The following is an 11,555-nucleotide window of genomic DNA, read 5'->3' on the forward strand; positions in this document are numbered from 1 at the left end:
TCCAAGTTCGCGACAGAGAAAATGCATGGAACGGATCAATGAGCGCATCCAGAGTCTGGTGGCACTAGTGGTTGCTCGTCAACCTGTCCGATAATGAGACCAAAGATGCGTGCGTATTCCCATCAAGGCCACGGCCCGCGAGCCGATCAAACAGGCCGGATACATATCAGCGACTTCCGCTATCCACGCACAAGCTCTCTTGCGAAACGCAGCCGGTCCATACAAAAGTGCCAAAAAGCGGACCTTGCCAGGTTGGGGCTCCGCGAACACTCGGTTTGGTGCGCAAAAAGTTACGCCCCACGTATCAGTCCTCGAGCTGATCCTCGAATTTTACCAAAAGGGATGTGGCTAGGCCCGGCCCTTCCAGATACAGGCCAATCTCGTCAAGAGGATTATCGGGTGAACCCGATTGAGAGCCCCAATTCATGGTGCTCACGACGACATGATCCGTATCCCACAAAAGAAATTTCGCGTGAACTTGGGGATCTTCCACGGCAATCAGATCGACGACGCCATTTAGCCGTTCGCGGTGGGCCGTGACATGCCGCCGCTTGATGGGCCCGGACCGGCGCGAGTAGTAAACACGGACATCGTCGAGCCGGCGACCTGCGATTTCGGCCGGATTGAAGAGCCCGGGCACCATCGTGGCACCGACCTTGTTAGTGCAGCAGACGAACCGCTCATCGGCTTCATGCGCGACCTTTCGAAGCAATCGCTCATGATCGTCGGCTTGAAGGATTGTCATCCGAACCGGCATACGCTGACCGCTGTCGGTGCTGGGTGATAAAGGGCTCCGGGTACGCCTCAGATCCGATGCTGTGAACTGAAGCGTTTCAACCGATCGGCTGGCGCTTGAAAGCGGCGAGATGATCGAACGTAGAAGATCCAAGCCGGCCGCGGCCGCGTGATTCTCGGTGAGCTCGACAGATACCTCCACGGCCGAAAAGGGCGACGACAGCCAATTGGAGGAACCGAGCAAGGCGACAGCGCCTCCTTGGCCGTCATCGGCCGCAAGACATTTGACGTGGCTTCCAACCGAATCACGCTGTGTAAGCACAAAACCACGCGCGCGCCGCACCGAGGAGAGCCGGACATTCAACTCCTGCATCGCGATCGCGTTTTTTCTCTCAGCGTCAAGCGTGGTGCCGTAGAACAAATGGCAGCGCACGCCACGCTGACATGCCTGTTCGAGCGCCGTGCGAACACGCTCGTGGCGCTCAGTGTATTTGTCGTCGTGCGGCGCGACAAAGGTCGAAAGTACAAAGATGTCGGATTGGGCCTGGCCGACGATCCGCTCGAAGCGTTCGAGATGTTGGTCGCCGCCGACGATCAACTGCTCGGCGGCAATCATCGTATCGATTGTCAGTGACCGGCTTGGTTGGGGGTCGCTCGCCTCGGGAAGAATGCCGGTTTTGATCGTTGCTTGAAGGGCCCCGATCAAGTCCTGACTGGCCCCCTCGGGCAGCAGCCCGTTTTTCACGTCGTTGAGCTCGATAGCGAGGTATTTTCTCTCAAGGACGGAATTGATCGTCTGCACGCCGCGCAGCCATTCGCCGGGGCGAAGCATGCCGGCCACGAGCTGGGTTACGCGCGCCGCCATCGTGTCATCGGTCTCATCGGGTCCCGGAGGGAAGTTGACCTTGTGATCCGCCTGGGTCAATCGATAGAGCGGGGCGGTTTCGACGTCGCGGTTGCGAAAGACGGAGTGTCCGACCTTCTCCAGCACGAGACTGATGTGAATCTCCCGATCTTCGGTTCGCTCGGGCAAGGCGCCACCCAATCGGATGAAGTCGTGACCGACACTGCTTGTTGCCAGTTGGGGAACAGGAGACAGGCGAACCTCAACCAGGCCGAACTGCATCAATCGCGCGATGGTCGAGCCGGAGACTTGTATAGGGATGCCAAGCGACGTTGCGACATCTTCGATCGTGCCTGGCGCGCGATCGAGCGCGAGCAGGATCATTTCCTCGATCGGGCTCCATCCCCAGGTTCGTTGGACGATGGCACGCGCGCGATAGTGCCAGGCGGGAAGGTAGATTTTCACGCCGGAAACCTCCCGTTCTCATCGACCGTAACGATGGATGCACCCTTGACCTTGACGATGGAAGCATTCTTCCCGACGAGCTCGTAATCGTTCCCTGCCAGCGTCGCGAGCTCCTTCAGCATCTTGCGAAGGAACTCAAGCTCATCTTTTTTTCCGTCGGGATCTATTCCTTCGACCACTTCGCGAACGAAGCGCTGACTTGTGGCAAGAACCAGTTTTTGCTTCGCGCGGCTGAGCAGCACATTCATGCGCTGTGGGTTTTTGACGAAACCAAGCGCGCGCGACCCCACCATCACATTGTTGCGCGTGAGGCTGGCGGCAACAACGTCGGCTTCACCTCCTTGGAAGCTGTCGCTCGTAAAGACAAATTCTCCGTTGCTGCGCGGGCTGGCGAAGCCGAACAAAGTCTTGTCTTTTTTAACCTGTTGATTGAGCAAATGCTTGAGCCAATTGACCTGCGCTAGATAGGGTGAAAGGATCACCAGCGTGGGCCGGCGGCCGTCCGCCCCAACTACCGGCCGTAGACCTTTCAAAACCGCGATCAAGGCCTGCGCCTCGAGTTCGTTGCGGTAGGACCGCTTCACTTTCTTTTCGAAGTACGGCCTCTTGGCCATGCTGAGCGGCGGAAAATCGAGAAGAACGATCGGCGAGGCGAGGTATGGCACGGTTGACGTAACGGTCAGCGCGCGACGCTTGACGCGGTCAGAGGGAACAAGCTTTTTGTCATAGAAAGTATTTGAGACAAGATCCCCGATGGCGGGGTGCATGCGGCTCTGTTCTAGCAGGGTGTTGACGATCGCACTCGGACGTCCTGTGTCCTTTTCACGCTGAACTTCACGCTCGGCGATTGATCGAAACGGCTCTTCAAGACGCGCCGCTGTCGCGAGCACCTCCCTCATCAGAAGCTCGTTCGACTTGATGGTATCAAGCGCCTCGTTAACTTCCGGCGGCAGATCAGAAATAGTATCAAGCTGCTCTTTCGCGTCCCGCAGCAGCTCGGCTGCGCGTTCAGGATCGTAGAACTTTTGTCGTTGGGTAGCATCGAACGGAGAAAGCTGGTTGTGATCGCCAACCATGATTCTCCTGTTGCCCAGCAACAGCGCACCGATCAATTCCGCTCCATTCGCGCGGGCCGCCTCCTCGACGATGACCCAGTCGAATTGATCGCCGTCGGCAATCATTTCTTCGATGATGTGCGACGACGTCGTGGCAAGCGTGACATCGGAGGATCGCAGCAACAGATGATCGGTATCGCGAAACACGCGTTCTGCGACGGTCGCTTCCGACGCATCAACGGGCCGGAGGGCCTGCTTGATTTGGTAGCGTTGATTGACCATCATACCTTCAGCGGCATGGTCAGCCGCCGAAACAGACTGGAGAAGATTAACCGAGCTCGCGCGCAGGGAGCTTATTTCATCGGTTGACCGGGTGCGTTCGACACGCACGACGATCGTCGTGCCGCTCGCCAGAGTCGTCTTGAGTTCATCCTCCATCTGAATCAAGGTCTCATGGTTTTGGGCCGAGACCAAAAGCCGGGCATCCGGCGTTTTTTCCAAAATGCTTTTGACGAGATGCGAAATCAGGAAGGTCTTGCCGACGCCAGGAGGGCCGACAACGACATTGATGGACTTGCCGGACACGATGGCGTCCCATGCGACCTTCTTCGATGCATCCATGTCGTCCGGCGGCGCAGCACCCGGAGCCGCAATATCGCGGAGCACATCGTCCAGCGCGACCTGCGCCGGATCGTCGATCGCTCTTAAGAGTTCAATATTCGTCCGGGCCGCCACGATATTCTGAAGGCGGCGGCGAATAGCGCGTTCGAACCCGCTGTCGCGTCGAGGGCGAAGAAAAAGTGTCTGCCCCGGCACAACCGCTTCGCTTGTCGCGAACGTGAAAGCTAGGTGGCCGTCTACGACGCCGCCCGTTCCCTCATAACTGAGTTCGGGAAGCCGCTCGCGATCGCCGGCGAGCGTGTCAGCGCGTGAGAGTATCCAATTCGGCTTGCCGTCGTCGAACTTCAATTCGCGACCTAAGCCATCGTACGCCGGGCGCAGTCCCATCAATTTGCGACGGATGTCCCGGTCGGCATCCTCGCGAGAGGCGATCCAGGCTAAATCGGCATCCCCGTCCGATGGCGGATGAAGCACTTCGACGGGATAGATGCGAAATTGCTCTCGCAGCCAAGTAAAGGCTTCGAGGAGAATGAGGGCGTACCAAGTTGAAATATCGTCGGCTGAGCGACCGGCGCGTGTTTTGCCATTGGCGTCAATCCACGGCTTAGCACCGGGGCCAAGTCTGCGCACTCGCTCTTCGGCGCCTTTTCGGGTTCGCGCAAGATGAATCCGGTGGCGAACCTCGACGGCATCATAGATGTAATCGTCGGGCCGCCTTTTGTTGGCATTCTCGATCATGCCGACCCAGTCATCGACGATCTTCACGCCATAGGCGGCAAGATCGGTAACGACACGCACGAAGGCCTGATCTACGACGACGGTGCGCACCGTCGGTCCGCCCAGATCCTCTTCGACAAACCGGAGGACGGCATCCCTGTCGTCGGCCTGGACGGTGCCCGACGTTAGAGCTGCAAGATCGCTTTGGGTAACTTGGGGCGAAGGGTAGAGAATGAGTTCGCCTTCGGCGCTTGACCCCGACCGGTCAAGATCGGCCACGACCTCGGCCAGCTCGCTCAGGACGATGCTCCCATCGAAAAGCTGATAGTGTGGCGGATTGGCAAGGCGATTGAGCATGCGCCGTTCGATCGACAGCAGGGAGGGGCCGCCGCCGTCCTCGGTAAGGCCAAGGATACGGGACGCTGCCTGCCCAAGATCACTCCAGTCCCGCCGAAACGAAACGGTGCCCGAGGGCCGCAGGAGATGTCCCGCACCGCCGATATCGCCGTCGGCGATGTGCACGCACGCTTCGTAGCCGCCGAGTCGGAAATCCTCTTTTTCGTCGCTGTGCGAGAAAATCGCATGTTCGCTGATGGCGCCATGCACGATGCCCGCGTCGTGACAGAGCGAGAGACCTTCGGCTACGCGCAAGATATTGCGCCAGAACACCTTGCGGCCGGTCGTTGTCAGCATGCGGCTTTCTCTAGCTCGGACCCTGTGCGATGACCCGCAGATGGGACTGCCAGGATCGACCATCAGGATACCGAGCTCATCTTGGTCCTCGACGATCTCAAGGACGTCGACCAGGAGCTGGCGTGCACGGCGCGATGAGAGAACACGGCGCACCCGCCTGAGGCCGCGCGTGATGAGCCGCTTTAGATCTTCGTCGAGCGCTGTTCCGGTCTTCTTGAAGAGACGCAAAAGATAATGTTCGCCATCCACGATGCCGGTGGCAAAGCGAAGCTGAGAGTGCCAACCCTCGATCCCGCCTGGAAACGCGGTGTCGGCAAAGCTGAATCGTGCATCGAGTGTCGATTTGCCGTGCGTGGGAGCGCGCGCCATAGAGCCGTGATCCATCTTAGGGCAATGCTGATGATTCGGATGCGGGGGGCCAAATATAGGCTTGGTGAAAGGGTTCTCGACCCCAAAACGGGGCTTTTACCCACTTTTTATGTATCGGCGCTGGGTATATCAGGTGAGGTAGACAGGCATCCTTTGATATGCCCTAGCCGCCGGCCGGCTGAGGCATCGACCGTGTGGCCGGTTGAGGAATCTGAATGTATGGATGGCCAGCGAAGTGTCTGCTTAGGGTCCAAAAGGCGAAATACTCACTGCGAGCAATGTTTTCCGCTATTCTCCCGATAGTGTTGCAAAAGTCTTTTTGGGGTGACGACCAAAATTTTTCAGGACCGCTGATGCCTTTCGCGCGCGGCGATATGGGGGACCACATCGTTTCACACAAAAACGACCACGGAGCTTCGCATCGGCGCTACGCAGTGCGGCAGTGGTGGAGTCCGCTAAAAATCAGCTTTTGCGAGATTTTCGGCGTCGTTCAATTTTCGACTTTTGCAACACTATCCTCCCAACAGCGGACATTCGGCGCGAGCGCGCGTCAGGGCATGTCGAAGGCGTAACGCTTCACCTTGCAAATGCCCGGCATGTGTCACGGTGGATGCGACCGGACGCGTTAAGCCCTCGGTCAATGCGACGAACGTGCCGTCAGCACCGGTGACGAATTTCTCAACAATCGCGGTCGGTACAATTCGCTCGCCCTCCCCGATTTCGCTGACGTCATAGCCAAGCTTGCGCAGTTCATCTGGCAGCATTGATCCCGGCAGACACTCCAGTGTCACGTCGACCGCGCCTGGAACGCTGGTGATCCAGCGATTCCGCGAACGTACGAAATCGTTCAGGGCCTCGAACCGTGATTTCCGGTCCTTCACCTCGGGTTTTAGGGATGTAGAACTCTTTCCGCATCATTTGCCCCATCCTTCGCCAGCGCCCTGACCTCATCGACGTAAGGTCTGCAACTCGCGCAGCCCGCTGATGTCGTGATGCGCGCCCATGCTGGCCGGAACTTTTCCTTGGCGTCGTCAAAGATCGTGGTCGGTGCCGTTGTCGTCGGCGGATGACGGCCTGCCGTGGACGTAGCAATTCCATGTCCATTGCGGCTTGTCGGTCGGCACGCCGATGGCACGCATGATTCGTCCGATGGACATGCCGCGCCGGATCACCTCAAAGTTGTCGGCGCAGCGCTCGCCAGCGATCACGGTCACGCGCATGGTGAGGGTTTCGGGGGCGGTCATCATTATTAGGGCATGACGCCATAAATCGGTTAGGTTGACGGCTGATCGCGAATAAACCTTGGAAATTCATCGTGAGCCGCCACGCTGCTGCCCTCCGTTCGTTGTTGGCGACATATCGAATTGACACACCACGGAACGCGTTCGCGAGCATCGCCCCTCACCTGATAACGGCAATCATAGTTGCTTGGGGCTTTCCAGCTGAATTCTGGGGCAAGTTTTTAGCTGGGGCAATTGCTTCGCTCATCGTGTTACCGATTCTGTATGTATGGACATTCCTCACACTTGAACCTAACCCACCCCTTAAGGTCGGTTTTAGTTCGCTCTATACGGCAGTTGGTCGCAGACAATTGAGGGCCGAACAGCGCGCCAAAGACGATGAGATTGCTCGACTGTCTTTCGAGTCCCAGGGGCTTGCCGCTGCCATGGCAATGCTCGACGTCACGACCGACGAGGGACAACGCAAGCTCAAACAACTGGCGGACCAGAAAAAAACCATCGATGAGAAGATGGCGGAGCTTGAGAAGCTTCCAAAGCCCCGATTGGGCTTTATAGCGGGTGACTAAGCATCGTCCAAACCGCCAATCCGATCAAAGCTACAGGAGTAACGACGATCTTTTTTAGGAAGTCGTCTTCATGGCGATTTCGAGATTTTACGCGCCGCCCGCCAGTTTGAGAATTTCTCAAAGAACCGACCCGAAGCCCATATGCGAAACCACCAATTCAAAAAGCGCCGCGATTGCATGCCTATACCCCTGAAAATTGACTGTCTTTAATGCTGCCAGCTTACTGGGTTCGCCCAGAGAGTCGAGCGTTCAACGGTGATCAGTTCTTTCTTTGCTGTTGGGAGTGTTTGACCTTCTCTCTTCGTTCGGATGAACGCAAAGGCATGATCTCGCGCTCTGACGTCAGCTTCACCTTTGAGGGACGAGCCCGCTCGACGATCCCAGCCGGGCGGGTTTCATTTGGCTGCTGACGGCGGCGATCCGTGCCACCATCAGGCGGCGACTGCCGGTCGATCGAAGACCGTCGCAGTCAACGCGGCAAAATCGAAATTGCGCCTCGTATTGCTGAGATTTTGGTCGCGAGCCTTCGAGGACTTCTTTCTTGAGCGCCGCCGTGTATTGTGTAGCGCACTGGGGCCGGAAACCAAACAACGCGGGGGCAATCTATGAGCAGCAAACGAGCCAAGCAAGTCATCCAGCGGGCTACGACGCGGAGCACGGGACCTATCGATAAATATTTCGGCGACAGGCTGCGCGCGCGGCGCGTCATGCTGAAAATGACCCAAGACAATCTAGGTAAATCGCTGGGCGTCTCGTTCCAGCAGATTCAGAAATATGAAACGGGCACCAACCGGATGAGCGCGGCCTTGATGGTGCCCTTGGCTAAACTCCTCGGCGTCGACATTGGATATTTTTACGACGAGATACCAACATCAAGCGCGGCGGCGAGATCGAAACGCCAGAGCTGACCGAGCTTGCGCTCTCGTTACATGGTCGCCGGTTGATCGACGCTTTCCTCAACCTAAAAAACGACACCTTGCGTTGCGCGGTTGCCGATCTAGCGCAGGTGCTCGCACGATAAATCCAAGCTGACTTCGCCCCTGAGAGCCCCGCCCGTAGCCCCTGCGTTTGCCGCTATGTGATGGCGGCCCAGCCGAACAAAAGCACGGGGGAGTCTGGCGCGGACGCGCGCTGTTGTGTGAGCTTGATCATGCGAACCGGGGGCGAGTAGCGCGGCGTCCGGCATGACCGGCATTTCAGCGGCGCCCCAAGCTTCTAGATCGCGCAGGCCGGGGTTCCGCTGACATCCCTTTGCCGCGCACTGATCACGACTTGCCCGCCTTTCAGATGCAAAACCGATCCGTTCAACCGGACTCCGGAACACACATGCCATCTGTGAAGGTCCGCGCGTCTACGATCCTCAGCGAGTTCGAGCAGGCCCAATCCGATCTTGTCGGCAAGGCTGTTATCCTCACCTATGGGAAGGCCGGGACGGTCGAGGGCGTTTGGCTCGACGAATTGCACGGCCTCCGAATTTCGATTAGGGGCCACGATGGAAAGTGGCCTGTCTCGACGATCAAATTCCCAGATAGTACGCCCTAGGTAATATTCTGCCTGACGTCGCCGAACTCGAGCTGCTGTAAAGCTCTGATCAAAACCCATGCGGTAAGGCCGGTGTTCCAAAGGAGAGCGTCGATCATAGAAAGCGACTCCTCTGTTGAAACAGCCTATAATTATTGCGCGAACGGCAACCATCGTCGAGAAATGGAGCGCCGCCATGAGAGCCATTTTGTTCGCCTTGATCCTCCTACCTACGGCTACCCTTGCTCAAGATGCGGCACCCGCAAAGCGACCGGCTGTCGGGAAGCCCATCGTTCAGGTGAAGCCGCGCCCGCCCGCTGGCTGTAAGCTCGTCGGGACGGTCAAGGGGACCAAGCTCTGGGCGGGCGATTGCGCCGCGTCCGAGCTAAGAACCACCATGCCTGCCGAAGAAACTTCGAAGCCACTACCTGATCAGCCGGTCGGAGCTATTCCGAAGGAGCAGCAGTAACGTCGAGTAACGCGGGGCTAGCTCCGTGGCTTCCTAACGACGGAACCGAACGACATAATTGCGCCGATCCATCCCAAGGCCATGCCGGTGATCCTGACCACCGAGGAAGAATGCGATGTCTGGATGCGCGCGCCGTGGGACGAAGCTGCCAACCTGCAACGGCCCCTGCCCAATACCATGCTCAGGATCGTCGCAAGCGGCGAGCGCGAAGGCCCGCCGCCAGATACGGCACTGACCCAAGCGTCATTGCCGCTATGCGGCCAAGGGACCTTTCCCACTTCAAGTCAGGGCACAGACTTCAGAATACATCGACCAGCGGCTACATGCTGATGATGTCGTACATCAGTCCCTTGGCGACCGCCTGCTGCACGGTCGCCACTCCGAGCTTGCGCTTGGCGTTCTCGGTGTGAAAGACCACCGTTCGGCGGCTGACACTTATAATTTCAGCGGTATCCAAAGCGCTCTTTCCGCGAGCTGCCCATTGCAAGCAGGACCTCTCGCGCTGAGTGAGGCATGGGCGAAGCGGTGAAATGGGCGTCGGCGTTACGTTGCGCAGCCGCGCATGCACATAAATCGCAATGAGATGTAGCTGATGGCGGTATTGCTCGACTCGGGTATCGAACGCCGAACGGGAACCGCAGGCGGCGAGTGTGAGCGTTGCAACCTTTCCCTGGCGATCATGGATTGGAATCGTGACGCCATGTCGAATCCCGAACTCGCTGGCTTCTTCTAAAAGCCACTTTTGCTTGTTGGTCAGCTTGGTATCGAATCGGTCAGCCGACCACGCGAAGGGAAGCGTCGTTGCGATCGAGCGCGCGATCACTGGATCGATCCTGTCATACCGATTCGCGCAGTACTGTTCCACCCAGGAACTCGGATACGTCGTCATTGCCAGTGTGTCGTCGTCATCGCCTCGTGGCGCGAAGCTTAGATAGGCAAAACACGGAAAGCCGTATTCATCCAAAGTTCGTCGTAACAAACGCTCAATTTCAGACGTGTTATCGTGCATCGAGAGATTTTGAACGAATTGTTCAAATATTTTATTCATTTTTGCACGCCCTCGCCCCCCCGCGCGGGCATCACAATGATCGCAGACCGTTGTAGTGCAACCAAGAACATCATGGCTATCTTATTATTCGTTGCTTGCTGAATTGTGTCACCCGTCTTGAGGACTCGTTGCCCATCGAGTGACATTGCAACGGTTACTTTGACCGGCGTGATCTCGCATAGGGTCGAAGATCATGAGGGGCCGCTGCCGCATCCGGTGCAAGATCGATCGCTATAGCACCGCACGATCATCAGCGCCCGCCGTCAGTGCGTCGGCTGGACGATTGCACCTTGCCAAGTTTACGCGCCTACAGGGCGACGCCGGGCGGCCTGAGATGCTTTTGCCCTTACTCTCTGGGCGCACGGCGCAGCAGCAGCATCTCGATATGGTCGCGCACTCTGGATACGGGCTGAATGCCGATCACATCGTTTGCCTGAGCCAGGATTTGGCCCCGCTTAAACGCATAGGCGAGACTAGCGCGGCACCATCAGCTAACGCAGCCATTGACATCACAGGATAGAGCGCGCGGGGTCTCCCTCTCCGGAGGCGACATGGCATACGAACGCAGACCGGGGCATTGGCGCGCGGCTGTCACCCCTGTTCGGCAATCCAGCACTGCAATCCGGGGTAAGACGATATCCAGCGTCGTGACGCCGGATGATCACGCCTCCGAGTCGGATGCGAATCTTGCAGCCGAAAAGATTGTTAGGAAGCTGTAGGCTTGTTGCTGATGCATTTTCATCGCCGATCATCGTCGTGGCGATGCACCCAGACGTAAGGCGTGATCTCCATCGTTAGCTTGATCATGTGCACGGGCGGCGCGTATCCTCACGATGCATCCGTCCGGAGCTTACCTGTCGTTCACGCAAGCCGGGGCGGAGCTGTTCGCGTAGTCGATGTCTGCTTCTCTAATCGGCCGTTTGGGGTCAAGCACTTTCAGACTATCCGCCATCACAGTGTCGATGTCGCTCGCGGGCTCGTGCTTCTCTTCGGAATCGGCACCCAGGCCCTTCCATCATGGGATTCGAAGACGAGGTGGAACAATCTTTGGGGCGGCCTTGCCGTCTCACAGACGATAGGTCCAAGCGGACATACGAACTCACCTCATCATCGTCCCGCGAGGGACATCGTTCCACGGCTTGGTGGAACTCGAGTTTTCTCCTATCGCATTGGTTGATCGCCTCTCATGACTTGGCAACCTCCCGGGTCCA

8 protein-coding genes are annotated in these 11,555 nt (G+C 57.8%); 3 read left to right on the top strand and 5 right to left on the bottom strand.

Features of this window, described 5'->3' with window-relative positions; all coding sequences use genetic code 11:
- Positions 1–304: 304 nt before the first annotated feature.
- From N554_RS0128920 to N554_RS0128935, 4 genes are all read right to left on the bottom strand, one after another.
- Positions 305–2,044, bottom strand: a complete 1,740-nt coding sequence (locus N554_RS0128920; RefSeq protein WP_029586660.1) for a phospholipase D-like domain-containing protein — start codon at positions 2,042–2,044, stop codon at positions 305–307.
- Positions 2,041–5,499 carry a DEAD/DEAH box helicase gene (locus tag N554_RS0128925; RefSeq protein WP_029586661.1) on the bottom strand — a complete coding sequence of 1,153 codons (3,459 nt, stop codon included), beginning with the start codon at positions 5,497–5,499 and terminating at the stop codon, positions 2,041–2,043. The genes N554_RS0128920 and N554_RS0128925 overlap by 4 nt, the downstream gene beginning before the upstream one ends.
- Positions 5,500–6,011: 512 nt before the next feature.
- Entirely contained in the window at positions 6,012–6,263 is a 252-nt protein-coding gene (locus N554_RS0128930) for a hypothetical protein (RefSeq protein WP_197033789.1), read from the bottom strand.
- A gap of 267 nt (positions 6,264–6,530) precedes the next feature.
- The gene (locus N554_RS0128935) at positions 6,531–6,743 is read right to left on the bottom strand and encodes a hypothetical protein (protein WP_156042170.1); all 213 of its coding nucleotides are present in this window, start codon (positions 6,741–6,743) and stop codon (positions 6,531–6,533) included.
- Positions 6,744–6,814: 71 nt separating this feature from the next.
- Between N554_RS0128935 and N554_RS0128940 the strand changes: the two genes are divergently transcribed.
- The 3 genes from N554_RS0128940 to N554_RS0128950 all read left to right on the top strand — a co-directional run bounded on the left by N554_RS0128940 (position 6,815) and on the right by N554_RS0128950 (position 8,848).
- Positions 6,815–7,306 carry a hypothetical protein gene (locus N554_RS0128940; protein ID WP_029586664.1) on the top strand — a complete coding sequence of 164 codons (492 nt, stop codon included), beginning with the start codon at positions 6,815–6,817 and terminating at the stop codon, positions 7,304–7,306.
- Between the two features lie 605 nt (positions 7,307–7,911).
- Entirely contained in the window at positions 7,912–8,214 is a 303-nt protein-coding gene (locus N554_RS0128945; protein ID WP_051677769.1) for a helix-turn-helix domain-containing protein, read from the top strand.
- Positions 8,215–8,632: 418 nt separating this feature from the next.
- Positions 8,633–8,848, top strand: a complete 216-nt coding sequence (locus N554_RS0128950; RefSeq protein ID WP_029586666.1) for a photosystem reaction center subunit H — start codon at positions 8,633–8,635, stop codon at positions 8,846–8,848.
- Between the two features lie 767 nt (positions 8,849–9,615).
- Here the strand turns inward: N554_RS0128950 and N554_RS0128965 are convergent.
- Positions 9,616–10,344: a LuxR family transcriptional regulator gene (locus N554_RS0128965; protein ID WP_029586668.1), complete on the bottom strand. Its 729-nt coding sequence runs from the start codon at positions 10,342–10,344 to the stop codon at positions 9,616–9,618.
- Between the last annotated feature and the right edge of the window lie 1,211 nt (positions 10,345–11,555).

Origin of the sequence: Bradyrhizobium sp. URHD0069 (assembly GCF_000701345.1) — a bacterium.
Lineage (GTDB): Bacteria > Pseudomonadota > Alphaproteobacteria > Rhizobiales > Xanthobacteraceae > Bradyrhizobium.

Bases quoted from the DNA above. Each gene is read 5' to 3' on its own strand.
- N554_RS0128930 (WP_197033789.1), bottom strand. From the start codon at position 6,263: ATGCTGCCAGATGAACTGCGCAAGCTTGGCTATGACGTCAGCGAAATC.
- N554_RS0128950 (WP_029586666.1), top strand. From the start codon at position 8,633: ATGCCATCTGTGAAGGTCCGCGCGTCTACGATCCTCAGCGAGTTCGAG.
- N554_RS0128935 (WP_156042170.1), bottom strand. From the start codon at position 6,743: ATGACCGCCCCCGAAACCCTCACCATGCGCGTGACCGTGATCGCTGGC.
- N554_RS0128965 (WP_029586668.1), bottom strand. From the start codon at position 10,344: ATGAATAAAATATTTGAACAATTCGTTCAAAATCTCTCGATGCACGAT.
- N554_RS0128945 (WP_051677769.1), top strand. From the start codon at position 7,912: ATGAGCAGCAAACGAGCCAAGCAAGTCATCCAGCGGGCTACGACGCGG.
- N554_RS0128925 (WP_029586661.1), bottom strand. From the start codon at position 5,499: ATGGCGCGCGCTCCCACGCACGGCAAATCGACACTCGATGCACGATTC.